This window comes from Candidatus Tisiphia endosymbiont of Myopa tessellatipennis (genome assembly GCF_964031105.1).
In the GTDB taxonomy this organism is placed as follows: domain Bacteria; phylum Pseudomonadota; class Alphaproteobacteria; order Rickettsiales; family Rickettsiaceae; genus Tisiphia.
Map to the genome: position 1 here is coordinate 450,392 of NZ_OZ035005.1, position 22,534 is coordinate 472,925.

Here is a 22,534-nt window from a genome sequence, read left to right on the forward strand (position 1 = left end):
TAGAAGAATTAATAATTCTTCTAACAAACTGTTCTAATAGTTTGTTTATGTTTTTACATAATGCGTAGCATTTTGTTTGGTGCTTATATCGAACTTAGGTTATTATAATATACTCTTCTGCTTTGAAGAATTGGTTTTTGCAAATAATTGCGGGGATTTCGCGTACTTATGTACTTCATGTACTGCTTGCGTTCGCTCACCCTTGGTTAATATTATGGTTCAATTTGTTACCTTATCAGGCTTTTCAGAATATGAAGACACAATAAAGTTGATGGAAGATAAGGTTACAAGTTTAATCAATAAATCTTCACAAGAGATTGTTTATTTAGTTGAATATAAGGATATTTATACCGCAGGTACTAGTTTTAAGGCAAATGAATTGTTAAATCCTAGAGATATACCGGTAATTTATACTGGTAGGGGGGGGAAGTTTACCTACCACGGTAGCGGACAAAGAGTAATATATCCCATTCTTGATTTAGCCTCAGAACGAAGGCAAAAGGATTTAAAACTATATATTAAACTATTAGAAGAATGGATTATAAATAGCCTGTTATATTTTGGGATTAAAGCTTTTACTATAAGTGGTATAGTGGGGATATGGGTAAAAGAAAACGGTGTACCCGCAAAGATTGCATCAATAGGTATTAGAGTTAAAAAATGGGTTACATATCATGGTGTTGCTGTAAATATTTCAACAAATCTTGATATGTTCTCCGGAATTATTGCTTGTGGTTTGAGAGATATGCCTGTGACCTCGTTTAAGAAACTTGGTATTGATATAACGTTAGATCAGTTTGATGAAGTTATTAAGGATAAAGTCTTTGAGGTTTTTTAAAATATTCAGTATACCCCTATGAGTTCAATTTATCATATACTTGATAAGATTCCTGCTATTTATCCTGAGGACATGCAAATAGAATATGAACAATTAGCTCAGCAATTAATCAAATCAGGAAAACTTAGGATAGATACCGATAATAGTTGTAATTTTGCAAGATTTTCTGATCCAAAGTTCAATATTAGTTTGATGATAAGTAAAGAGGAAATAACCGAGCCAAATTTAATTGAACAAACTAATCAGTTATTAAGATCTCTATACAAATCTTCTATATCAGATAAAAAACTGGCATTGATTTATACAGATTTGAAAAAACAAATTCAGAAATTACAACCAGTTGACCAATCCGTTACTGAAAAATTAACAAGGCTTTTTGTTCAGTCAGCCCATCCTATAGTTATTAGGTGGTTATTGCATGATAAGGTTCAGGTATTTATTACTTATTCCCATAATATCGGTGATATGATGGATATAGTTGATTGGCAACGTTCGGGTTCTAATAGTGGTATGCAAAGTACTGACGGTAAGAATGTAGCAGTCTTTGTTTCCTGCGGTGGAAATCCATTTGCTGAAAATGATAAAAATCACCCAACTTATGGTGATGGATGGGCAGCAGCTGCTAGATTGCAAATTATAGCTGGGCAAGAACTTGGGCATTTTGCTGATATTAAAAGAGATGCAAGTGGCAGTCAAATTAGTCGTCATTCAGCAAATTTTTCTGGAACAAAAGCAACCCCCCATGTAAGACAGGCTAGAATAGATGATATTATTAATTGTGATAAACTATTAGCCAAGCTTCTCTCTATAGGGATGAGGCAAATGATTACTTATGAAGAAAAGGTAAAATTTTATAATAAAAACAAGGTGCGGGGTATAAGGGCTTATTGGGCAAGATTACTTGGCTTTATATATAAACAGAAATTTTTATTTTTCGTTAATAGAAGAAAATTGTTTTTTATTAAGAGATTCATAAAAGAGCAATATATGGGGCTGATGATTAGAGCTATGATTGAAGATATGAAGTTTAATTTAGCACCAGTCGCAGATGTTTATAAAAATAGTGACCCTGAGATCGAAGAAACAATTGCCTGTATAGAAGCTCTAGCAAGAGTACCCCAACAGGTGATGAAATGGGGATATTTAACGACTATGGCAACAATGCAAGGATTATATAAAGTATATTATTCCGAAGTTATACCTTCCTTAATTTCTAACTATGTATTAATGACTAAGCAAAGCTATAAACGTGATATGTCAAAGCCAAGATATCTAACTAATTTCTTTCGTAAAATAAACATATTTAGTAAAAAAAAATTAATATTTAAACAAATCAGAGAAGTATAATTAGCTTTAAAAAGGTTTAAAATGCATTCGCAAAACCGCTGTAAGAATGCATTTTTCCTTTCCATGATATTTTCAAAAAACAATTCGTAGGAGCAGAAGAGTATAATCAAGTTTTTTTAAATAGCCCTTCTATAGCCTATAATGTAGAACTTCTTATCTTAAAACTTTTTCTATGATAAGGCGAAAGACCGTGAAGGCTTATAGCATTTAGATGTTCTTTAGTACCATAACCGGAGTTTTTGTGCCACATATATTCCGGAAATTCTTTGGCATATTCAAGCATTAAGCGATCTCTAGTAACTTTCGCAATAATAGATGCTGCTCCAATAGAAATTGATAAATTATCGCCATTTATTATACTAATAAATCTTGGATCGTGAAATTTCATATTACCATCTATTAATACCGTATCCGGTTTAACAGCAAGATTTGCTACTGATATAGTACAAGCTTTTTTAGTTGCTTCAAGGATATTAATTATATCTATCTCATCATGATGCACTATACCAACAGACCAAATATAATTTTGGGTTATTTGTTTATATAACAACTCCCTCATTGTTTTAGTAAGTTTTTTAGAATCTTTGATACCATGTATGATTTTTGTTTGATCAATGATAACAGATGCAGCTACTACAGGACCAACTAGCGGTCCTCTGCCGGCTTCATCTACTCCAGCTACTAATCCTGAATATTTTTGTTCTAATTTAAACATCATGCCTCCCATAAAAATGACACTCTATGTACTTCCGCCTTATATATAGCTCTTCATCATCGCTATCATCTATTGTTACTGTAGTAACAGACATTATGAACTCAAAATAAAAAAATCAGGTTACTTAAAATGCTTAAATTGACACCCATGAGTTACGGCTACGGCGGGGATCTACCGTCCCTTATCTTTATTAGAATGCTTTGTGTTAGAAGGGGTGGTATTAGGTTTAATAGTACTACTACCATCTCCCATAGATATATCGTTTTTATTGAGAGTCTTTCTCAGACGGTGATATATTTGAGATCCGGCTGTACCCTCAAGTTTGCTTAATATCTTTTCTAATGCAGTCTTACTAGTTTGCAATCCATCACTTCTATTTGCTTTATCAATAGCTTGGATTGTCCCAGCACCATTTTCAATAAAAGCCTCTTTCTGTTCCTCAGGTGATTTAACAAATGATTTAATATAATGCCTCAGTTTTGCACCTAAATCTGTAATGGTTCTGACATGCATTGGATCAGCTGGTGAAAATTCCAATGCCGAATACATTTTTTCTGTACCAGCTCCTATAGTTGCAATTGTATCAATTTGTTCAGTTTTCTGTAAGGATTTATGTGGAAACTCTTCTATCAATGTATCCATTTGTTTAGCTTGTTGACCGAATTTATCTAAATTAGGTTGTCCTTTAACATATTCGGCAGAATATCCTTTAGCAAGTTCACCATGAGCATTAAGGGTGGTGCTAATATTGCCTTTAAATTCACCAAATTTTTGGCTAGTAGCTTCAACAGTTTGTGAAAGTACATTTGTTGTGTCATCATCCAACGACACCTGTATTTTTACTTCTTTCTCTATTCCCATGCTTTCCATAGCTTCAGCAAGTTCAGGAGTATATTTCGAATCAAAGCTAAAGTTGAGTAGACTTTTGAATCTATCTATATCCTGTACAAAGCCTTCCTTTGGTTCACCAACAATATTAGCTATATCTGATTTAAACTTCTCTAACTTGGGCATAAAAATATCTTTAATTAATGTTAGCAATCACTAAAAACTCTTGCAGTTACCCTGCCATCTTTTTTTATTATTTGTTTTAATTGTACATTCGTGCTGATTACAAAATATCATTATTACTTCAAACTCTCTTAGAAATTCTTTAGTAATAGTAATTTTGTTACCTTTACATTGGTTTCTACTCGACATGTTAATATATATATCGACATTTTCACATATTTTATTTGGAACAATTGGCTTATAGTTTATCAAAATTGTGTATCCATCGGAAGTAAAAATATTTTTTTCTATAGGGAATATTTTAGCATCCTGTTGACCAAACCAGTTGGCCCAATATATACGCTTAAACTCTGGTATCTCATTCACATAAATGTCAAGTTCACCATTGTTATTTTTTATACCAATAGCATTTAAATTTATATCAAATATGAAATTAGGTTTAGGAGAATTTAGCATTAATATTACAGATATAATCATTATAATCAGACCTAAGAAATGCCACTTTGTTCTCCATAAACAAGTCCAAAAAAATCCAAATAAGAAAGTAATTAAACTAATTTTGGTTATATAACCAAAATACCATACTGATAATGGTAAGGTATTAGTAAATTTCACTGCTGCAATAATTATATCAATGAAAAAACCTATTAATTTTAAACAATATTGATCTATACCAAATATCATTAAGAATAATGAGATAATAGATAACGGCATCAGAAAGAAAGACATTATAGGTACAGCAATAAGGTTCATGGGAATAGAATAAGTAGGAAATGTATAAAATTGGTTTATTACTACAGGAGCAGTTACTATGCTTGCAAGGAAGCTTGAATAAATATTAGAGGCAATATAAAATTTTATGGAAGAAAATATCCCCTTGCTTTTACCTAAAATCCATTGATTTCTTATATAAAATTCGTAACCAGCAGTTAGCGACTCATCTTCGAGACAAAAAAGTGCTTAAAACGTCTAAAGAATCAGGTTTGCAGTGGTTTTGGCATGAAGTTTGTAGTCATGTAAACATCACTTTTCTACTTGACATACTAAAAATTAGTCAACATAATGCTTCTTATGTGTATTACCATTGTTTTGTTTCAAATAAAAACTCTTGTCATTAAAGTACACTTTTATCAGTATTTCTTTATTATAAAATTCCACAGGTGAAAAAATAATGGTATGGATCTCCTGATATACAGAATGAAAAGCAGTTGCTAATCTTCTAAAGTTAATATTAAATATTAAAATAACAATCAGGATGCTAAGATGGAAGTTACCACAATTGGTATAGATATTGCAAAAAGAATTTTCCAAATTCATGGTGTAGATAAAAATGGTAAGACGGTATTAAAGAAAAAATTAATGAGAGATCAAGTTTTAACATTTATGGCTAATTTACCAAAATGTTTGGTAGGGATGGAAGCTTGCGGCGGAGCTAGTTACTGGGCAAGAGAAATAACTAAATTGGGGCATACAGTAAAACTAATGGCAGCACAATTTGTCAAACCGTATGTTAAAACTAATAAAAATGATCAAGCTGATGCAGAAGCTATATGTGAAGCGGTAACAAGACCAAATATGAGGTTTGTACCAATTAGAACTGTAGAACAACAAGATATTTTATCAATTCATCGAGTAAGAGAGAGATTGGTAAAAAATCGTACTGCCCTTGCTAATGAAATTAGGGGTCTACTACATGAATTTGGTTTTATTATTCCTCAAGGGATCAATAAGGTTATGACAAAATTAACCGAGATTTTAGATGAAGGAAATTTAAGCCAGCTGGGTTATCAAACATTTAGTGAACTGAAAGAGGAATTTTTGGATAATGACAAAAAAATAAAAGAGATAGAAAAAAGATTAAAAATAATAGCTAGCAACTTAACTCAATATCAACGATTAACAGCTATACCTGGTCTTGGTTTAATTACTGCTACTGCTTTAATAGCATCAATAGGTAATGCTACAAGTTTTGAGAATGGTAGGCAATTATCGGCATGGTTTGGATTAGTGCCAAGGCAGCATTCCAGTGGAGGGAAAGATAAGTTGCTTGGAATTAGCAAGCGAGGTGATGTTTACTTGCGTACTCTATTGATCCAAGGAGCTAGAGCTGTACTAAATGCCAAGATAAGATTTACATTGGAAGAACAAAAATCTAAAAAAGATTTTAGCAAATTTACGCAGTGGATGTTTAATTTATCTGAGCGAAATGGACATAATAAAACAGTAGTTGCTGTAGCTAATAAACTGGCAAGAGTGGTGTTTGCAGTAATAAGGTCAGGGGATGATTATGTAGAGAGTAAAGTTTGTAGCACAGAGCTATTATAATTAACATAAAATAAAATAAATAGTGGTTTATTAATTAATAGGTAAACAAAGAATATGTAAGAGATTCCAACCCGGAATATGCGTGAGATAATAATATTGATGGTAAATAAGACAAACCTTAGCTTACAAAGAAACTGATGACTACAATGGCTCTTTGAAGCCGATAAAATGATAAGTATATAGTAAATTTGTAAGCCAGCGAATTCCATCAGGGCTGTAGGATAAATTACACATAATTTATTAACTATAAGCCGGATACATGTATGCATTTGCATTTTTGCTATTAGATGTTATTTTTTTCTTGCATTTTACAGGAGGTTCATACATGTAGTCAGTAACGAGAATTTAATTCTACACTCCACTCGTCGCATAATACTCACGTTCTATAGCATAATTTCTGCTCATATTTATCTCGAAGATGAGTCGCGAGCGATCTTAGGGGATAGGGCTTCCGTCCTATCATAACTGCATAAATAAAAATTGCCGTCATAATGAATGCCCTTGTGGCAGCAATTTGCATGCCACTTAGCTCCAAATAACCATAACTGCCTATTAAAGAACAAATTGCTGCAATTGACTTTATGTTGTAATTATAAGCAATATAATTTGATAGATTTAATAAGAATCTTGCTGATATGAAAAACAGCATAGCTACCAATGACAAATGTAAACCGGAGACGCAAAGTATGTGAGATATACCGCTTTGCCTCATTTCTTTCATTAATTTTCTATCGATGGCTTTTGTTTCTCCTAGTAATATTGCTGCGGCGAAATTACCTTTAATAGAACCAAGTATTTGGATTAGGCGGTTGTAAATATTTTTTTTAATTTTATAGATAAAACTATTAGTGTAGAGATTACTATGTGCTATAATTTGGGGGGGTGATAGTGCATAGCCAGTGGCGTTGATATCTGCCAAATATGCATAAAAGCCAAAGTCATAGCCACCTGGTAGAATACTACTTTGAGGCTTATAAAGCTGAGCCACTAGGTTAATGCTATCGTTAATATTAATTTCTTGAGCATATTTTGCTGGCATGCTTATCCTAACTTTCTCTAAAACCTGATTAGACCTATTAAGTTTTTGAATTTTGACCTGATGTAAGATAATTTGCATACCATGAGTGGTCGGTTTCATCGATTCTATAGTGCCACCTATTTGTGAAATTATCGGCTTTTTAATACCAACAACATGTAAATTTGATATACGATATTTGCCCACTAACATACCGCATGAAAAAGCAATAATTATGCCCGAAATAAATCGCCCAAATATGTTATTTCTTAAGATTATTAGTGATAAAGAAATTGTGAAAATAGCTAGAATAGATATAAAGGAAGGTTCGTTACTTAAAGTAAAATAAATAACGATACCATAAATGAAACTAACGAAATACCAAAGGCTGAGATTGTGATATTCCTGTTCTAAAATGCTTTTGGCAAGCTTAAAAATTAATTTATAATCTCTTAGGGTCATTCATCTAACAGTAGGTTTTTATTTAAAATAAGCTACTATTAGATGTAATTCAAGAAATCTATTTACCCCAATTTGGGATAAGAATTGACAAATTCTTATCCCAAATTCGCGTTATTCCCTCATTTCACCCTGAATATATAAATCATAAGCTATCTGATAAAAACTAATAGCTTCTTCTACTAAGTTAGGAATATTCTCAGTCTCTATTTTATCTTTACCAACTAATTTATAAGTTTTTGGCTGTCCCTGTGGGCTTAAGATAACTAAGTGATTATCTTTCATAAAACCAAGCAATTGGTAAGTGCTGATAAATGCTCTTTTTGCCGGTATGTTTAACATATCTTGACCGAAAAACTTACTATTATAGGAAAAGTTTAATAATCCCAAAATAGTAGGAGCAATGTCAATTTGACTTGCTAAACTATCAATTATCTGTGGTTTTAATATATTAGGAGCGTATATTAATAGAGGTATGTGATATTTATTAATCGGTAAATCAGTTTTGCCAGCACTTGATGCACAATGATCAGCAGTGATAACAAAGATAGTATTATTAAACCAAGGGCGAGTTTTTGCTAATTCAAGAAACTTACCAATAGCATAGTCCGTATATTTAACAGCTGCATTACGTCCACTACCAGACGCTAGATCAATTCTACCTTCGGTGAAAGTATAAGGACGATGGTTAGAGGTAGTCATAATTAATGAGAAAAAAGTTTTGCCTTCCTTATAATTTTGATCAGCTAACTCTAGTGATTTTATTAATATATCCTCGTCAGCTACTCCCCAAATATTAGAGAAACTTATTTCATTTGATTTTAGATTACCTCGATCAACTATATTATAACCATTACCATGAAAATAATTTTGCAAATTATCAATGTAACTATAGCCACCGTTTATGAAGTTAATAACATAACCTGCATTCTTAAAAATAGTAGCTATATTAAATAGCGATTGGTTATCAGGTCTACGGATAATGGAAGAACCAGGAGTTGGTGGTACTGATAAAGTAATAGCTTCCAAACCTCTTACTGTTCTAGTTCCTACTGCATATAGATTGGTAAAAAATATGCTTTCATCAGCTAATCTATCTAAATTTGGAGTAATATTTTGTTGATTGCCAAATTTACCCATGAATTCACTACTAAGACTCTCCACAGTAATAAAAATAATATTATATTTTTTATTATTAGAAGAATTAGCTTTGATATAACGTGCTATAGTAGAATCATCTAAGTATAGTTCTTTGTTTTTTGATAAACTAGTGCGAACAGTATCTAAAGCTTGTTTTTTATCAACTACTGGATAAAATTTATTATAATCTAAGCTATTATTAAAATAGGCAGAGAAAAACTCATATGGACCGTTTTTAGCAAGTTCGATAGCATATTTATTAGAATTAAAAGCAATTTTATTAGGGTTATAGAAATAAAAAGCAACTAGGCTAAACAAAAATAGCATTATCACACAAAAAATATGTTTCTTGCCATTTAGAGTACTTGCTTGATTAATTATATATTTTCTCAAGAAAAAAACAATTAATAGTGTAATAATTATAATGCCTAGTAATATTTCTATATAGGGCAAAGACTCTTTTACAGTACCAATGATTTCATGAGTGTAAATTAGATAATCTACAGCAATAAAATTAAATCTAACACCGAACTCATCCCAAAAAGTAATCTCTGCGATGGCAATAAATATTAGTAGTGCAATAGTACAAAAATAAGCGATAAAAGAGCAGCTTACATACAAAAATTTATACCGAGCCAATAACTTGTAGAAGCCAATGATAACAAGCGAAATTACTGGTAAAAAATAACAAAGAGATATTAGATCATTAAATGTACCAATAACAAAAATTGACACTAGATCAGATATGGTTATTTGTTGTTGCCATAAAGCATATGAGCTTAATAGAATACGAGTAATAAACTGAAATATTAGGTAAATTCTAACAATAGGAAGATGAAACAGTATTTTTATCATATATATCTAAATTAACGTCATTGCGAGGAGGTCGTAAGGTCACAACTGTTGAAAGTTAAAAAATCGTCTATTAGCGAAGTGTTGTTATAAGGCTTAAGCCGTCTATTAGCGAGCGAACGTATGTGAGCGTGGCAATCCATGAAGCTTGTCAATTGCTTCGTCGACCTACGGTCTTCTCGCTAATAGACGGGTTATTTCTTTCCTTTAAAGGGACGATTTTAACTTATCTCCCTAGCTATTAGTCTTCCTATTACCATAAATGTCAAGAAAACTTATGGGTAATAGTAAGCTGCTTACGCAGGGATTGACACCCTAGGCTATTAAACCGATGTCTTAGAGCTTGTCCGCAAACTAAGTATAGAAGTAATCCTACGAAGAAGTAATCGACTCATAGCCAAAAAAATTATATTTTCACTAGAATCAGTAAGAAAATCATACTCCTTGGAGAGCCTTCTATTTCTATTTATCCAAGCAAAGGTTCTCTCAACAACCCATCGCCTTGGCTGTACTTTAAACCCAACTTCCCTTGTTGGCAATAGTTCTAGTGGTGTATTTTTTGGTATCCAAAATCTGCACACTGGTCGTTTAACAATTTCTAAATCTATGTTATACTTTTCCTTAATGAGATCCTTTAAATCTTTAGACTGATACCCCATATCAGACCACATTTGTTTAATAGTAGTGTACTCTTTTTGCATGTTACTGAGTAGCACTGTAGCTCCGTATCGATCATTCTCATTCGCAGAACCGACATAACAACCTAACACAAAGCCTTGTGTATCGGTAATAATATGCCTCTTTCTGCCCTTAATTTTCTTAGCTCCATCATAACCTTTAGCTCCACTTTTTCTGTTGTCTTGACAGACTGACTATCTATTATGCAAGCACTAGGATACTCATTTCTACCTAATTTTCTTCTAACATCCTTGATAAGTTCATGGTTTATACGTTCAAATACACCTTGCTTCTTCCATCTTCTAAATTGTTCATATACTGTCTTCCAAATTGGAAAGTCATGCGGCATATATCTCCACTGACACCCAGTACGTAATACATAAAAAATTGCATTCAAAATCTCTCTTTTGCTATGTTTTAAAGGTCTACCTCCCTTTACATACGATACTTGAAACAACCCCTCTATCCTTAACCATTCTTCATCTGTTAAATCTGTTGGATAATTTTTTCTGCTCATTCTTCTATACTTCTTACTAATAATACTTTGTTCACTTCATCATACCTTAATTTTAGTTTGAGGACAAGCTCTTACAATGATTTTAGTAATTCTACTACCACAAATAACTATTGCTAAGGATTTTGGCATATATGGAACAATTTTTGAGGTTAAAGAAGAAGGATTTTTAGCAATGATCGAAAGAAAACTAAAATTAGTTGATATAGAACAGGAGAAAAGCAAGATGTTAGAAATCGCTAAAACTCGAATAGAGCAGCCGGTAGCAGTTAGCAATATCAAACGTACTCAAAAAGCACAAGATTTTACTTATGATCCAAGCTACATAATAAAAGAGGATATTATTTTGCCAGATGGCAAGCTACTTCACAAGATAGGTACAAAAGTTAATCCACTAGATTATATAAACTTGGACAAGAAGTTGATATTTATTGATAGCAGAGATAAAGAGCAGGTTGAGTGGTTTAAGCAACAAAAAAGCAGCTCAGTAATAAAGGCAGAAGACAAATTGATATTAGTAGCTGGTAGACCACTTGATTTACAGAAAGAACTTGATAGAGAAGTATATTTTGATCAAGCAGGAGTTTTAACAACAAAATTTAAAATTAAGCAAGTACCAGCAATAATTCAGCAGGAAGGAAAAGTTTTAAGAATAAAAGAAGTAGAAATTGATTAGTGGTCGTAAAAAAACAGTTATAATGCACAATGGACTATTTTAGGTAAAATTTGAGTCATAACTAATAAAATGCTATTATAAGTAAATTAATAAAATTAGAGGTGAATTATGCAAAAATGGCAGTTACAAGAAGCAAAGGAACATTTTGAAGAATTAGTTGATAGTGCATTGCATGGTGAAATGCAAAAGATAGTAAAGTCATCTAGAGACGTAGTATATATAGTTTCTGCTGAAAAATACAAAGCAAGAGTTCCAAAGAAAAGTTTTAAAGAAATGCTTTTATCAATACCTAAAACTGTTGATGACGAAGAAGATTTATTTGAAAGAGCTCAAGGCAAAGCTAGAGATGTTGAATTATGAGATATATGCTTGATACCAATATACTTTCAGAATTAAACAGAAAGATACCAAATCCTAAAGTGCTTGCATGGATTGATAAAATTCCTACGAAGTTATTATATATTAGCTGCATTAGTGTTGGGGAGATAAAAAAGGGGATAATAAAGAAAGCTAAAACTGATAAATCAACAGCGTTAAATTTAGAGAATTGGCTAGAAGAAATACTAATAACCTATTCCAATAAAATATTAAATGTTGATTTAGCTGTCTGTCAAAAATGGGCTGAGTTATTAGTAATAGATGGAACAAATGATATAGATAGCCAATTGGCTGCCCAAGCAATAGTTCATGATATGGTTTTAGTTACTCGTAATACCAAGCATTTTACTAAATTTGCAGTAAAATTACTAAATCCTTTTGAGGAATGTGAATAATGTAAGAGGTAAAAACATTGACAAATAAAATTAAGCAAGTACTAGCAATAATTCAGCAGGAAGGAAAAGTTTTAAGAATAAAAGAAGTAGAAATTGATTAGTGGTCGTAAAAAAACAGTTATAATATACAAATAAACAACATTAGAGGTAATTTATGCAAAAATGGCAATTACAAGAGGCAAAGGAACATTTTGAAGAAATTATTGAACTTGCTGAAAACGGGCAACCTCAATTAGTAAATGATAAGAAGAGACATAAAGCAGTCTATATTATCTCAGTGGAAGATTATATGGGTGATAAAATAAATCCCCCTATGTCATTTAAAGAATTTTTATTATCCATACCAAAAGTTGATAATGATGATGAAGAGGATTTATTTGAAAGAAAACCAAGTAAAGCTAGGGAAGATATTGATATATGAGATATTTACTTGATACTAATATATTGTCAGAGTTTCGTAAGAAAAGTCCAAATAGCCAAGTAATATCTTGGTTATATCAAGTACCTATAGAATCATTATATATAAGTTACTTAACAATTGGTGAGATTCAAAAAGGGATTGCTAAAAAGAGACAAACAGATTTAATAGCCTCATTAAGTTTAGAAAGGTGGCAAGATATTTTAATTAAAAAATATACCGCTAGAACCATTGGTATAGATAATAATGTATGTAAATGTTGGGGTGAATTACTTGCTATTGATTCTACAAATCAGGTGGATAGTCTAATTGCTGCCCAAGCAATAGTTCATGATATGGTTTTAGTTACTCGTAATACCAAACATTTTACTAAATTTGCAGTAAAATTACTAAATCCTTTTGAGAAATGTGAATAATGTAAGAGGTAAAAACGTTGACAAATATCAATAACACGGTCTTGAGCAAAAAGTTTGGCGACCCAGCTCAAGGCACAAAGACACGGTTAAGTATCCTACTGTTAGTGGCTATTTTTATGCCATTTTCAGTATCTGCAAGTATTACATGTAAGGGACATTTTGTCAATCCAATTACTGATATTTGTTGGAGTTGCATATTGCCAATAAGCATAGGCAACTTAATTAATATTGGTAGTGGTGTAAGAGCTTGTCATCAAACTAAAATTAAGGTATGATGAAGTGAACAAAGTATTATTAGTAAGAAGTATAGAAGAATGAGCAGAAAAAATTATCCAACAGATTTAACAGATGAAGAATGGTTAAGGATAGAGGGGTTGTTTCAAGTATCGTATGTAAAGGGAGGTAGACCTTTAAAACATAGCAAAAGAGAGATTTTGAATGCAATTTTTTATGTATTACGTACTGGGTGTCAGTGGAGATATATGCCGCATGACTTTCCAATTAATAAGAGACTACTTATTTTAATAGTTTTGCAAGTATAAAATTAATAGAACAAATAATATTAGGATTACTGCAAGTGAGAGATGTAAATCTTACACAACTTGCCTTAACGATAAAAGGAGACAAGCAAGAATCACGCTATAAGAAATTACAGAGATTTTTTGCCAAATGTGAATTATCATACACATCCTTAGCCAAGTTACTGGTTAGGTTGGCTGGAATTGATGCTGAACAATGGTTATTAGTGCTTGATCGGACAAATTGGAAAATTGGTAAGCTTGACATCAATATTTTAGTATTATCTATTTGCCATAAAGGCATTGCTATACCAATTATGTGGGATATGTTGCCAAAAGCAGGAACTTCTAATAACGTTGAACGTCAGCAATTAATGGAAAGGTTTATTACTGTATTTGGCATAGAGAAGATGTCAGCATTGCTTGGGGATCGGGAGTTGATTGGTGATTTATGGCTAAAGTTTTTAGCTGATAAAATGATACCATTTTATATTAGAATCACAGCCAATCTTACCATTGGTAGAACAGAAGATGAATTAGCTACTGCTAATCATTTAATTAAGAGGTTACAGAATGGTGAATATATGTTGTTTAAAGGAAAAAGATATTTGGGAAGTATCTGTAGCGGCATTGCGTAATGATCAAGGGAGAATTAGTAATCATAGCTACCAATGATAACCCTAATATAGCACTAAATATATATAAAAAAAGATGGGAAATAGAAAATCTTTTTGCTTGCCTTAAAACACGAGGATTTAACTTTGAAAACACCCATATAATACATTTAGATAGAATTAGTAAATTGCTTGGTTTACTTGCTATAGCATTTACTTTTGCTTATGTTGTGGGTCAATGGCAAAATTCTATCAGACCCATAAAGCTTAAAAAACACGGTAGAAAGTCTATCTCCTTATTCAGGTATGGCTTAGATTACTTGCAGAGAATATTTTTGAATATTGAAGAAATGATGGAAGTTATAACAAAATTTATTAAGCCCATAACACCATCTTTACTTCGATTATCACCTTGTTAATCTCTTTGTCCTGTACTGAGGCCAAATACAGTAATAAACCTTTCCATTAATTGCTGACGTTCAACGTTATTAGAAGTTCCTGCTTTTGGCAACATATCCCACATAATTGGTATAGCAATGCCTTTATGGCAAATAGATAATACTAAAATATTGATGTCAAGCTTACCAATTTTCCAATTTGTCCGATCAAGCACTAATAACCATTGTTCAGCATCAATTCCAGCCAACCTAACCAGTAACTTGGCTAAGGATGTGTATGAAATTCACATTTGGCAAAAAATCTCTGTAATTTCTTATAGCGTGATTCTTGCTTGTCTCCTTTTATCGTTAAGGCAAGTTGTGTAAGATTTACATCTCTCACTTGCAGTAATCCTAATATTATTTGTTCTATTAATTTTATACTTGCAAAACTATTAAAAAAGTAGTCTCCTATTAATTGTTATAACGCTGTAATCATTCTCTTGCCTCTTAAGTCTTTAACAACCTAACTAATAGAGCTTTGTCTACGCGTTATCTACTATTTTTTATTCTCTCCTTAATCTCTTTGTCCTGTACTGAGGTACATATTATCAATACCCTAATAAGTTTGTGCTACAAGTAGATATTGTATTATACAATATTATTCATGTATACATATTTGTATAATTTTGTATAAAAATTGTAAAATATTCTACATTAGTATTTTTGACTGTTATAATTTTACTTGTAAACACATAAGCTAGAGGTTATTGTATTGACTTGAGCAAATATTGTAATAGTTACAATTATTCGATATATCAAATTTACTTTATGTTGACTACAGGTGAAATTATAAGAATATTAATGAGTGAAAAGAGGATTACTGTAACCAAACTTGCTGAGCTAACAGAAATAAAAGAAAGTACTATTACAAATATAATTTACAACAGAACTACGAAACCTGAATATTATAATAAAGTGGCAAATGTATTGAATGTCCCAATTGACACATTAGTTAAAAATAAAAAGCAATTTATTGTAAATATCAAGACATATTTAAATGCTTTGCAAATAATTATTGATGTTATTGATACATTAAAAATTCAAGAAATAAGTATTAATATTCTGCATGAATATATAGAATCATTATACCAATACTTAGAAACAAATACAAAGCCTGAGTATGCTAAAGTTTACATTAAAGGTATGATTGAAGGACACTTAAAATTCGGACTAATAAATGCTAAATAGTGCTAGATGCATTAGTTAACATTTGATTATAGAAATATAGATTATTATAGTCTATATCTATACTATCTTTAACACAGGCAATGTAATAATTATCTCCTGATATAAGTATTTTGTCTGCTCTATGAATATACTTTTTCCATACATGAGATTTTGGCCAATCGGTTGTTGAAGTACTATAAAAGCATAAAATATTTTGATAATTAGCTAATGACTGTATTGCTTCTGCATCTACAAAACGTAGTTTTGCTTCTTCTATGATTTCATCTGCACTTTCTTGGCTAAATATAAATACTCCATAGCTTTGACCATTATTATCTAATAGTAAATACCAACCCAAATCATTTAATAAATAGTATTCCGCTATATTTAAGTCTTGTATTAATTGATGGATATAATTTCTATATTCCTTAGAATGAAATGCTTTATATCTTATTAATACACTCAGATCTTTGGATATATTGTGAAAAAATTCATGGCTACTAACGGTGTATTTTCTCTAAAAATGCACTTATATTATATATTATATCTTGTTTTATATAAAATTCATTAATTATAGACTGATTTAAATGGTTTACTGCTTGTTTGTAGTCCATATTAGCTGTTAATAATATTTTATTCGCATTGGAATATTGGGCAACCTTTGTACAAAACTCAATACCTGACATACTTGGCATATTGTGATCTACTATAATAGTAGTAACTTGCTTAAATCTCTCGGGCGAATAAATATTATTACAAATTTTTTTATAGTCTATATCGTATAGTTTTTTTTCGTAATAACCGTAATCTAACAAATGTTTATACCATTGATTATCAAATTGTAAATTTGATAAATAGTTTAATGAGTCAATTGGACTAGTAGAAAAAATAATATTCTTTTTATCTTTGTATATCTCTTTTAGTTCTACGATAAACAATTCATCATCATCTAATATTAAAGTTTGAGTCGGTCAAAAAAATGGTAATAATGACATATGTTTGCTATGTATTATAATTAGGGAAATTTAATTGAAACTCTGTATATTGCCCCTCTTCAGATATACAAGATATATCACCACCAAAAGAAAGCATTATTTTTTTACAAAAAGATAACCCTAAACCTATACCATTTGCACGTCTAGTATAAAATGGTATAAAAATATTCCCTCAATCTTCTTGCTTTATACCTTCACCTGTATCTTTAAAAAAAGATAATTGTATTCATTAATTCGTTCTGACGTTATATATATTTTTGCATTACTATTTGACCTAGTATAATACAAACTATTTTTAAGTAAATTATGTATGACATGCTTAAATAAACTACTGTCACCTAAAAAACTAAAATTATAGTTTATTGATAGTATCACTTTATTTTGCTCGTCCTTTATGAATGGATAAGAATCTATTATTACATTTATTTCATGCTTGATAGATAATAGCTCTAATTTTATATCGCTACTATCTTTTTTTAATTTTGCTAAAATATTATCTACTAAATATTCTGTTTCTGTAATGACTTGATCTATTCTAGGCAAGATTTTTTTTAATGTGCCTATATCGTCTTGATTGTTTATTTTTCTTTTAATATTATTATTAATTAAGGCAAGTGTAAGTAATGGTGACTTAATTTCATGCATCATCGTTCCAGCTATATTTTTTGCAGTATTAAATCTTGCTGTACTTACTAGTTCTTTTCTTTTATTAAAAATGAATCCTATGGTTGTACTATATATTACTATATATATAAAATTATACATTGCTTCACAGTGTATTGCTTGAATAGAATGCGGTATAATAACATAATGTAATGTTATTCCCAGTATAATTCCAATAAATGAAATAATACAAAAGCTAAGCCAATCAACTAGCATAGCTAGCAGAAATATAGCAAGAGAAATATTAATTAACCAAAACTGAGAAGTAGAGTTATTCAATGCCATAAATGTTGTGAATAGAGGTAAAGTGTATATTAAAGTAAAATACCAATATAATGGGAAATATTTGATATATTTTTTATGCCAATAATCATGCGTTAATAATATTACACAAATAAGACCTGCTATAAAACGTAATGCTAGGATTACATTAAAGTTATCAACCTTATCAGAGTCCTACATGAACCATGGTACTATATAATTTATACAACAAAATGTACCATATACTTTTACATTGATAGAATTTTCTTCCATTTTATTTTTAATAAAGTGTATAAATTGGGTGATATTATACTGAGACTTAATAATATGTTGCTTTTTGCTTGTAATATTTTTATTTAACCTTAATCTAAATCCACTATTGCACCATAAATTATAAACTAATATCATGAGTGATATTAGTAACGATACTATAAGTGTACTTATACAAATCTCAACTTTAAGGTAATAATTTAAAAACATTGTAATACATGTTATAACACAGCAGTACCAAAAAAAATTAAGTGGTCTACTTAGTCTTAAAATACCTATGATCATAGGTATACCAACCATTATGCCCCATATTAATTCTAAGTCCATAATAACTCTAATAATATTTAAGTTTAACAAACCAATACTTATGCCTATAATTCCGCTAATAAATGTTGCAATTTTAGCTAACTTTAATTCATTGAAGCTAGAATGTATTTTAAATATACAATTATGTGATAGTAGGATAGCTGCTGAGTTGATATTTGAATCAGCAGTTGACATAATTACCGCAAAAATACCAGCAATAGTTAAACCTTTGACTATACTAGGTAATAAGTTTATTATTGCTATATTTAATAGGTGATGTGGTAAAATATTAGGATATATAATTAACCCAGATAATGCGATAATTGCTAAAGTAAATATAAGTGCAGACTTTATAAAACAATAAGTATACATTATTGACTGTATGTCTTTTGGATTAATTGCGGCTAGATATCTTTGTATTAATGAGGGATTTAAATGATGCGTAGGCATAGATAAGGCAAAAAATAGTATAATATAATTTAAGTAATCAGCCTGATTGAAAAATGATAGTTTATTACTTTTAGATTGTAGTAGTATAGCTGTCATACCTCCAGCCTTATTCAGCATTACACTTGCTAGTATTGGTATAACTACAATTAACAATGTAAATTGTATTACATCTGTTATTGCTACTGATCTAAATCCACCTAGTACATGAATAGACTACTATAATTAATCCGCCTATTATCACTCCCATTTCATATTGCATACCAAGTAAAGAGTTAAATATATGACCTAAGGCAGTAATTTGTACTCCAGCTATTCCTGTACAATAAGAAAATCCAATTATAGCTGTTACAATGGACGCGTTTTTACCATAAAAGATTTTAATTATATCACTAGCTGATATATTGTTATTAAATCTATTATCAATTTTTATGGCTATGAATTTTGCAAATAAAAAGCTACCTAAAACATATCCAAAATTAGGTATTATAAATATAACACCTAGTTTATATATTTCAGATATTGTTCCTACAGTAGAACCTGCACCAATTATAGTGGCAAGTGAGCTGAACAATAATATAGGGTAACTAAGTTGTTTTTTAGCAATTGCATAATCTATTATATTAACGTTTTCTGCTCTATAGTATACTCCTACTACAATAGTAATTAGTAAATATAAAACAATGATACTAATGTCCAAATAAGATAATTTTGATATATACATATAAAATTGTTTTTGTTATGCATAAAATACCTTTTAAAAATTACAATTATTTTCAAAATAATGCAATTATATTCCCGGATGTAAAATTAAAGCATAATTATGGCAATAATCAAATACTTCATTTTTGTACAGCCAATAGACCTGTAACAGATCATTTGTCTACTATAAACTACATAAAAAAGCACATGCGTGGTTGCATAATTTTTGATTGCGATGCGGATATATTAAAATTTACACTAGAAAGTGTTAAAACAGTTACTAATAGTCTTATTATTGAATTTGGAGTATGCACTGGCAAAACTATTAACATTATTGCAGCACTGAATTCTAAAAATGTTGTTTATGGATTTGATTCATTTGATGGTCTTCTAGAAGACTGGCGTACTGGAGCAAATAAAGGTACATTTAAATTAAGCGATGATATTGTCCCACCTTTATTGGCAAATGTATCAATATATAAAGGTATGTTTGAAGACACTATCCCCCAGTTTAAAAATGAAATAAAAGACACACCCATATCTTTAATACATATAGATTGTGATTTATATTCCTCAACTAAAAGTATATTTAAATATCTATCTACAAATATAGTAGTTGGCACATTTTTATTATTTGATGAATATTTTAATTACGATGGCTGGGAAGAACATGAGCATAAGTCATTTATAGAATTTATACAGCATACTAATTTATCTTTTGAATACATAGCTTATAATAAGTTTCATGAGCAAGTCTTAGTACGTATTTGTTAAATCACATATAGCCTTTATGTAGCAAATGTTTCTGACTGTTTAGAGATGAACTCTACTCTTATCTTCGAGATATAAAATGGCAAGAATTATGGTCCGGAATGGGATTAATATGTGGTGTGTGGGATATCTTGCCTCGATAGCGGACTATTTAACTGCTCCTTTGACCAAGCAACTTCATCTACTCGTCTAGCGTCGATAAAAAATAATCTCCTGTTTAAATCCATGTGTTCTAGGTTCTTATATCTAATAGTGGAGTAAAAAAATATACTTCTAGTGAAAATGGCAAGAGCTATATTGACGCAGAGAAGATAGAGCAGGATGCGTTGTGGGATGGCATGCATGGGGTAATCACCAATGATCAGACTATAACTCCACATGAAGCAATAGCAAAATATGCTAGATTATGGGTAATTGAAGAGCAATTTAGAATCAATAAACATAATTTACAAATGCGTCCAATTTTTCACTGGACTAAACAAAGGATAGAAGCACACATAGCTATGTGTTATATGAGTTTTGCAGTGCTTAAGACTATAGAATACAAGGTTGCTCTGACCCAAAAGATCAGTGTAACTAACATCGTTGAATTATTAATATCAGTACAGGCTTCAATCTTAAGACATACAAAGACTGGTGATTTTTATAGACTACCAAGTGCAATAAAAAACGAAGCTAGAAAAATCTATAAAACCTTTAACATCAAACGTTCAGACCATGCTGCAATATATTTAAAATAACAAAATAATGTTGTGCCTAAATTTTAAAAATCCCAGCACTATGACCCTTCTAAGCTTATGCCTTATTAAAAAATGCGGAAGTCGGGAAAAATGATAAAATTACTTCCCATGCTTGTTCTTCTATGTAATACTTCATATTGATAGTTCCTTTTTTTGATAACTAGAAACTACCATTTCTTCTTACTATGACAACTTTTTATTCCTTTTTCCTAACTACAATTTTTGTCAACAGCAATTATCTTTTATCTAAATTTTCAAAAAAATAAAAAATATTTATCTAAATAACAAAACAACGTTTTTGTTGAATAAGTTTATGGCACACTTCAAGTAGTTTACGCATGCACGCAACTATAGCAACCTTTTTAGGTTTAAAATTGTTAACAAGCCTATCATATAAAGCTTTTAAATATTGAAAACTATTTTTGACACCATTTTTCCCCGCCAATACCGCCATGTATAAAGCATCTCGTGGTATTTTCCTGCCACCTCTAATAAATCTTCGTCCTTGCTTATTACCACTATCACGAGCATAAGGAGCTATCCCCACAATTGCTGACAATTCGTTACTACTATAATTTTTATTTCCTAATTCAGGTAAAAAACTAATTAGTTTTTTAGCTACGCATTTACCAATACCAGGCACACTCTCTAATATTTTTACCTTCTCTTTCAACTCTTCTGATTCATCTATTACCTCATTTAATTTCTTATCAAGCTCAGCTATTTCATTCTGTAAAAATTTAATGAGTTTTTCTATACTCTCTTTATCAATGCCATCAATACTATGATGTAGCCTCTTCTTTTCATTGCTAAGCATTAATACTAAATCTTCTCGCCTTTGCTGACATCTCTTCAAAGTCTCTGATTCAACTTGATATAAATAATTAGCTGTAAGTTGCATCTTATCGCCATAATATGCTAATTTAAATGCGTCCTTCTTATCAGTTTTACACAAATTCACCGATTTACTAAATAGAATTAAAACTATAGGTATTGACCTTATGTATCTGTTGCTTATTATTATACAATTCTTGGCAAATCTCTGCTTCATAACCTCCAGTAGGCTCACATACTATTATCTTAATTTCTTGCTCTTTTATTAATTTTATCAGTTCTTCATGCCCTAACTTATCATTGGAAAAACGATTATATATCGGTTTATTGTTAGACTCATATAAACATATATCTAACCATTTTTTACTTACATCTAGACCTATTATTTTACTCATGATATAATCTCCTTCATCTTATTGTGCAAGGCTGCTGCTTCCAGCACCTTCTGCAATTTGTTCAAAGCAAACCTTGTAAGAGGGTACTTATTCTGTGCACGATTATTTCAATCAAGAACCTATCAAGTCACCCTCTTACAATTACTTATATCATAATTTAAAGATATAAGAACCTAGGTAATGATAAAATAACTTAGTGATAGCATAATTAATGATAGAATGATTTAGTAAGTA

30 protein-coding genes and 1 pseudogene are annotated in these 22,534 nt (G+C 30.7%); 16 read left to right on the forward strand and 15 right to left on the reverse strand.

The window, feature by feature from the left end:
- Nucleotides 1-214: 214 nt before the first annotated feature.
- On the forward strand, nucleotides 215-838 hold the full coding sequence (gene lipB, locus AAHN03_RS02210) for a lipoyl(octanoyl) transferase LipB (protein WP_341761903.1): 624 nt from the start codon (nucleotides 215-217) through the stop codon (nucleotides 836-838).
- Nucleotides 839-856: 18 nt separating this feature from the next.
- Nucleotides 857-2,185 carry a DUF2748 family protein gene (locus AAHN03_RS02215; protein ID WP_342278960.1) on the forward strand — a complete coding sequence of 443 codons (1,329 nt, stop codon included), beginning with the start codon at nucleotides 857-859 and terminating at the stop codon, nucleotides 2,183-2,185.
- 136 nt (nucleotides 2,186-2,321) lie between these two features.
- Here the strand turns inward: AAHN03_RS02215 and AAHN03_RS02220 are convergent, their stop codons facing one another.
- The 3 genes from AAHN03_RS02220 to AAHN03_RS02230 form a co-directional block, all read right to left on the reverse strand.
- Nucleotides 2,322-2,912: a ribonuclease HII gene (locus AAHN03_RS02220; protein ID WP_341762847.1), complete on the reverse strand. Its 591-nt coding sequence runs from the start codon at nucleotides 2,910-2,912 to the stop codon at nucleotides 2,322-2,324.
- 159 nt (nucleotides 2,913-3,071) lie between these two features.
- Entirely contained in the window at nucleotides 3,072-3,914 is an 843-nt protein-coding gene (locus AAHN03_RS02225; RefSeq protein ID WP_342278961.1) for a hypothetical protein, read from the reverse strand.
- A 30-nt stretch (nucleotides 3,915-3,944) separates the two neighbouring features.
- Entirely contained in the window at nucleotides 3,945-4,820 is an 876-nt protein-coding gene (locus AAHN03_RS02230) for a ComEC/Rec2 family competence protein (protein ID WP_342279157.1), read from the reverse strand.
- Between the two features lie 47 nt (nucleotides 4,821-4,867).
- On the opposite strand from AAHN03_RS02230, the gene AAHN03_RS02235 reads away from it, so the two are divergent.
- Nucleotides 4,868-5,029 carry a hypothetical protein gene (locus tag AAHN03_RS02235; RefSeq protein WP_341761148.1) on the forward strand — a complete coding sequence of 54 codons (162 nt, stop codon included), beginning with the start codon at nucleotides 4,868-4,870 and terminating at the stop codon, nucleotides 5,027-5,029.
- A 145-nt stretch (nucleotides 5,030-5,174) separates the two neighbouring features.
- On the forward strand, nucleotides 5,175-6,236 hold the full coding sequence (locus tag AAHN03_RS02240; RefSeq protein WP_342278962.1) for an IS110 family transposase: 1,062 nt from the start codon (nucleotides 5,175-5,177) through the stop codon (nucleotides 6,234-6,236).
- A 376-nt stretch (nucleotides 6,237-6,612) separates the two neighbouring features.
- Here AAHN03_RS02240 and AAHN03_RS02245 read toward each other — a convergent pair whose 3' ends face one another.
- The 3 genes from AAHN03_RS02245 to AAHN03_RS02255 all read right to left on the reverse strand — a co-directional run bounded on the left by AAHN03_RS02245 (nucleotide 6,613) and on the right by AAHN03_RS02255 (nucleotide 10,897).
- On the reverse strand, nucleotides 6,613-7,713 hold the full coding sequence (locus AAHN03_RS02245) for a ComEC/Rec2 family competence protein (RefSeq protein ID WP_342278963.1): 1,101 nt from the start codon (nucleotides 7,711-7,713) through the stop codon (nucleotides 6,613-6,615).
- Between the two features lie 111 nt (nucleotides 7,714-7,824).
- Nucleotides 7,825-9,705, reverse strand: coding sequence for an LTA synthase family protein (locus AAHN03_RS02250; RefSeq protein ID WP_342278964.1), 1,881 nt, complete (start codon nucleotides 9,703-9,705; stop codon nucleotides 7,825-7,827).
- A gap of 320 nt (nucleotides 9,706-10,025) precedes the next feature.
- Nucleotides 10,026-10,897, reverse strand: a protein-coding gene (locus AAHN03_RS02255) for an IS5 family transposase (protein WP_342278965.1) whose coding sequence is annotated in 2 segments (ribosomal slippage) — nucleotides 10,026-10,525 and nucleotides 10,525-10,897 — 873 coding nt in all. Because the reading frame shifts where the segments join, the coding sequence is not laid out codon by codon here.
- A 76-nt stretch (nucleotides 10,898-10,973) separates the two neighbouring features.
- Here AAHN03_RS02255 and traW point away from each other — a divergent pair.
- The 9 genes and pseudogenes from traW to AAHN03_RS02300 all read left to right on the forward strand — a co-directional run bounded on the left by traW (nucleotide 10,974) and on the right by AAHN03_RS02300 (nucleotide 14,728).
- Nucleotides 10,974-11,570 (forward strand): type-F conjugative transfer system protein TraW, encoded by a 597-nt coding sequence (gene traW / locus AAHN03_RS02260; RefSeq protein ID WP_342278966.1) that lies wholly within the window; start codon nucleotides 10,974-10,976, stop codon nucleotides 11,568-11,570.
- Nucleotides 11,571-11,678: 108 nt separating this feature from the next.
- Nucleotides 11,679-11,930 carry a type II toxin-antitoxin system prevent-host-death family antitoxin gene (locus AAHN03_RS02265; RefSeq protein ID WP_341761896.1) on the forward strand — a complete coding sequence of 84 codons (252 nt, stop codon included), beginning with the start codon at nucleotides 11,679-11,681 and terminating at the stop codon, nucleotides 11,928-11,930.
- 5 nt (nucleotides 11,931-11,935) lie between these two features.
- Nucleotides 11,936-12,343, forward strand: coding sequence for a type II toxin-antitoxin system VapC family toxin (locus tag AAHN03_RS02270; protein WP_342278967.1), 408 nt, complete (start codon nucleotides 11,936-11,938; stop codon nucleotides 12,341-12,343).
- Between the two features lie 154 nt (nucleotides 12,344-12,497).
- A complete protein-coding gene (locus tag AAHN03_RS02275) occupies nucleotides 12,498-12,764 on the forward strand; it encodes a type II toxin-antitoxin system prevent-host-death family antitoxin (protein WP_342278968.1) in 267 nt (88 codons plus the stop codon).
- Nucleotides 12,761-13,177, forward strand: coding sequence for a type II toxin-antitoxin system VapC family toxin (locus AAHN03_RS02280; protein WP_342278969.1), 417 nt, complete (start codon nucleotides 12,761-12,763; stop codon nucleotides 13,175-13,177). Before AAHN03_RS02275 ends, AAHN03_RS02280 begins: the two co-directional genes overlap by 4 nt.
- A gap of 116 nt (nucleotides 13,178-13,293) precedes the next feature.
- The gene (locus AAHN03_RS02285) at nucleotides 13,294-13,452 is read left to right on the forward strand and encodes a TraU family protein (protein WP_342278970.1); all 159 of its coding nucleotides are present in this window, start codon (nucleotides 13,294-13,296) and stop codon (nucleotides 13,450-13,452) included.
- Between the two features lie 39 nt (nucleotides 13,453-13,491).
- A pseudogene (locus AAHN03_RS02290) lies at nucleotides 13,492-13,686 on the forward strand (transposase); the annotation flags it as partial.
- Nucleotides 13,687-13,754: 68 nt separating this feature from the next.
- Nucleotides 13,755-14,333 carry a hypothetical protein gene (locus tag AAHN03_RS02295; RefSeq protein ID WP_342278971.1) on the forward strand — a complete coding sequence of 193 codons (579 nt, stop codon included), beginning with the start codon at nucleotides 13,755-13,757 and terminating at the stop codon, nucleotides 14,331-14,333.
- Complete coding sequence (locus tag AAHN03_RS02300) at nucleotides 14,333-14,728, forward strand: transposase (RefSeq protein ID WP_342278972.1); 396 nt, start codon at nucleotides 14,333-14,335, stop codon at nucleotides 14,726-14,728. The genes AAHN03_RS02295 and AAHN03_RS02300 overlap by 1 nt, the downstream gene beginning before the upstream one ends.
- On the opposite strand, the gene AAHN03_RS02305 is transcribed toward AAHN03_RS02300, so the two are convergent.
- Entirely contained in the window at nucleotides 14,725-14,955 is a 231-nt protein-coding gene (locus AAHN03_RS02305) for a hypothetical protein (RefSeq protein ID WP_342278973.1), read from the reverse strand. The genes AAHN03_RS02300 and AAHN03_RS02305 overlap by 4 nt on opposite strands.
- 562 nt (nucleotides 14,956-15,517) lie before the next feature.
- On the opposite strand from AAHN03_RS02305, the gene AAHN03_RS02310 reads away from it, so the two are divergent.
- Nucleotides 15,518-15,937 carry a helix-turn-helix transcriptional regulator gene (locus tag AAHN03_RS02310; protein WP_342278974.1) on the forward strand — a complete coding sequence of 140 codons (420 nt, stop codon included), beginning with the start codon at nucleotides 15,518-15,520 and terminating at the stop codon, nucleotides 15,935-15,937.
- Here the strand turns inward: AAHN03_RS02310 and AAHN03_RS02315 are convergent.
- From AAHN03_RS02315 to AAHN03_RS02335, 6 genes are all read right to left on the reverse strand, one after another.
- Nucleotides 15,930-16,274, reverse strand: coding sequence for a hypothetical protein (locus tag AAHN03_RS02315; RefSeq protein WP_342278975.1), 345 nt, complete (start codon nucleotides 16,272-16,274; stop codon nucleotides 15,930-15,932). The two genes, AAHN03_RS02310 and AAHN03_RS02315, sit on opposite strands and share 8 nt — an antisense overlap.
- A gap of 142 nt (nucleotides 16,275-16,416) precedes the next feature.
- Nucleotides 16,417-16,854, reverse strand: coding sequence for a hypothetical protein (locus tag AAHN03_RS02320; RefSeq protein ID WP_342278976.1), 438 nt, complete (start codon nucleotides 16,852-16,854; stop codon nucleotides 16,417-16,419).
- A gap of 64 nt (nucleotides 16,855-16,918) precedes the next feature.
- Nucleotides 16,919-17,077: an ATP-binding protein gene (locus tag AAHN03_RS07630; RefSeq protein ID WP_410521353.1), complete on the reverse strand. Its 159-nt coding sequence runs from the start codon at nucleotides 17,075-17,077 to the stop codon at nucleotides 16,919-16,921.
- A 20-nt stretch (nucleotides 17,078-17,097) separates the two neighbouring features.
- Nucleotides 17,098-17,859 carry a hypothetical protein gene (locus AAHN03_RS02325; RefSeq protein ID WP_342278977.1) on the reverse strand — a complete coding sequence of 254 codons (762 nt, stop codon included), beginning with the start codon at nucleotides 17,857-17,859 and terminating at the stop codon, nucleotides 17,098-17,100.
- A gap of 171 nt (nucleotides 17,860-18,030) precedes the next feature.
- Nucleotides 18,031-19,014: a hypothetical protein gene (locus tag AAHN03_RS02330; RefSeq protein ID WP_342278978.1), complete on the reverse strand. Its 984-nt coding sequence runs from the start codon at nucleotides 19,012-19,014 to the stop codon at nucleotides 18,031-18,033.
- A 34-nt stretch (nucleotides 19,015-19,048) separates the two neighbouring features.
- Nucleotides 19,049-19,582 carry a sodium:solute symporter family transporter gene (locus tag AAHN03_RS02335; protein ID WP_342278979.1) on the reverse strand — a complete coding sequence of 178 codons (534 nt, stop codon included), beginning with the start codon at nucleotides 19,580-19,582 and terminating at the stop codon, nucleotides 19,049-19,051.
- A gap of 17 nt (nucleotides 19,583-19,599) precedes the next feature.
- On the opposite strand from AAHN03_RS02335, the gene AAHN03_RS02340 reads away from it, so the two are divergent.
- Together AAHN03_RS02340 and AAHN03_RS02345 are read left to right on the forward strand one after the other, a co-directional pair.
- Nucleotides 19,600-20,334, forward strand: coding sequence for a TylF/MycF/NovP-related O-methyltransferase (locus AAHN03_RS02340; protein ID WP_342278980.1), 735 nt, complete (start codon nucleotides 19,600-19,602; stop codon nucleotides 20,332-20,334).
- A 335-nt stretch (nucleotides 20,335-20,669) separates the two neighbouring features.
- A complete protein-coding gene (locus AAHN03_RS02345) occupies nucleotides 20,670-21,071 on the forward strand; it encodes a hypothetical protein (protein ID WP_342278981.1) in 402 nt (133 codons plus the stop codon).
- A 277-nt stretch (nucleotides 21,072-21,348) separates the two neighbouring features.
- On the opposite strand, the gene AAHN03_RS02350 is transcribed toward AAHN03_RS02345, so the two are convergent.
- Together AAHN03_RS02350 and AAHN03_RS02355 are read right to left on the reverse strand one after the other, a co-directional pair.
- A complete protein-coding gene (locus tag AAHN03_RS02350) occupies nucleotides 21,349-22,032 on the reverse strand; it encodes a transposase (RefSeq protein ID WP_342278982.1) in 684 nt (227 codons plus the stop codon).
- A gap of 7 nt (nucleotides 22,033-22,039) precedes the next feature.
- The gene (locus tag AAHN03_RS02355) at nucleotides 22,040-22,300 is read right to left on the reverse strand and encodes an IS110 family transposase (protein ID WP_342278983.1); all 261 of its coding nucleotides are present in this window, start codon (nucleotides 22,298-22,300) and stop codon (nucleotides 22,040-22,042) included.
- Nucleotides 22,301-22,534 lie beyond the last annotated feature (234 nt).

What these genes read in the sequence shown, in the direction of transcription:
- lipB (WP_341761903.1), top strand. Translation starts at nt 215, where the DNA reads ATGGTTCAATTTGTTACCTTATCAGGCTTTTCAGAATATGAAGACACA.
- AAHN03_RS02215 (WP_342278960.1), top strand. Translation starts at nt 857, where the DNA reads ATGAGTTCAATTTATCATATACTTGATAAGATTCCTGCTATTTATCCT.
- AAHN03_RS02220 (WP_341762847.1), bottom strand. Translation starts at nt 2,912, where the DNA reads ATGGGAGGCATGATGTTTAAATTAGAACAAAAATATTCAGGATTAGTA.
- AAHN03_RS02225 (WP_342278961.1), bottom strand. Translation starts at nt 3,914, where the DNA reads ATGCCCAAGTTAGAGAAGTTTAAATCAGATATAGCTAATATTGTTGGT.
- AAHN03_RS02240 (WP_342278962.1), top strand. Translation starts at nt 5,175, where the DNA reads ATGGAAGTTACCACAATTGGTATAGATATTGCAAAAAGAATTTTCCAA.
- AAHN03_RS02245 (WP_342278963.1), bottom strand. Translation starts at nt 7,713, where the DNA reads ATGACCCTAAGAGATTATAAATTAATTTTTAAGCTTGCCAAAAGCATT.
- AAHN03_RS02250 (WP_342278964.1), bottom strand. Translation starts at nt 9,705, where the DNA reads ATGATAAAAATACTGTTTCATCTTCCTATTGTTAGAATTTACCTAATA.
- traW (WP_342278966.1), top strand. Translation starts at nt 10,974, where the DNA reads ATGATTTTAGTAATTCTACTACCACAAATAACTATTGCTAAGGATTTT.
- AAHN03_RS02265 (WP_341761896.1), top strand. Translation starts at nt 11,679, where the DNA reads ATGCAAAAATGGCAGTTACAAGAAGCAAAGGAACATTTTGAAGAATTA.
- AAHN03_RS02270 (WP_342278967.1), top strand. Translation starts at nt 11,936, where the DNA reads ATGCTTGATACCAATATACTTTCAGAATTAAACAGAAAGATACCAAAT.
- AAHN03_RS02275 (WP_342278968.1), top strand. Translation starts at nt 12,498, where the DNA reads ATGCAAAAATGGCAATTACAAGAGGCAAAGGAACATTTTGAAGAAATT.
- AAHN03_RS02280 (WP_342278969.1), top strand. Translation starts at nt 12,761, where the DNA reads ATGAGATATTTACTTGATACTAATATATTGTCAGAGTTTCGTAAGAAA.
- AAHN03_RS02285 (WP_342278970.1), top strand. Translation starts at nt 13,294, where the DNA reads ATGCCATTTTCAGTATCTGCAAGTATTACATGTAAGGGACATTTTGTC.
- AAHN03_RS02300 (WP_342278972.1), top strand. Translation starts at nt 14,333, where the DNA reads ATGATCAAGGGAGAATTAGTAATCATAGCTACCAATGATAACCCTAAT.
- AAHN03_RS02310 (WP_342278974.1), top strand. Translation starts at nt 15,518, where the DNA reads ATGTTGACTACAGGTGAAATTATAAGAATATTAATGAGTGAAAAGAGG.
- AAHN03_RS02325 (WP_342278977.1), bottom strand. Translation starts at nt 17,859, where the DNA reads ATGGCATTGAATAACTCTACTTCTCAGTTTTGGTTAATTAATATTTCT.
- AAHN03_RS02335 (WP_342278979.1), bottom strand. Translation starts at nt 19,582, where the DNA reads ATGTATATATCAAAATTATCTTATTTGGACATTAGTATCATTGTTTTA.
- AAHN03_RS02340 (WP_342278980.1), top strand. Translation starts at nt 19,600, where the DNA reads ATGCATAAAATACCTTTTAAAAATTACAATTATTTTCAAAATAATGCA.
- AAHN03_RS02345 (WP_342278981.1), top strand. Translation starts at nt 20,670, where the DNA reads ATGCATGGGGTAATCACCAATGATCAGACTATAACTCCACATGAAGCA.
- AAHN03_RS02355 (WP_342278983.1), bottom strand. Translation starts at nt 22,300, where the DNA reads ATGAGTAAAATAATAGGTCTAGATGTAAGTAAAAAATGGTTAGATATA.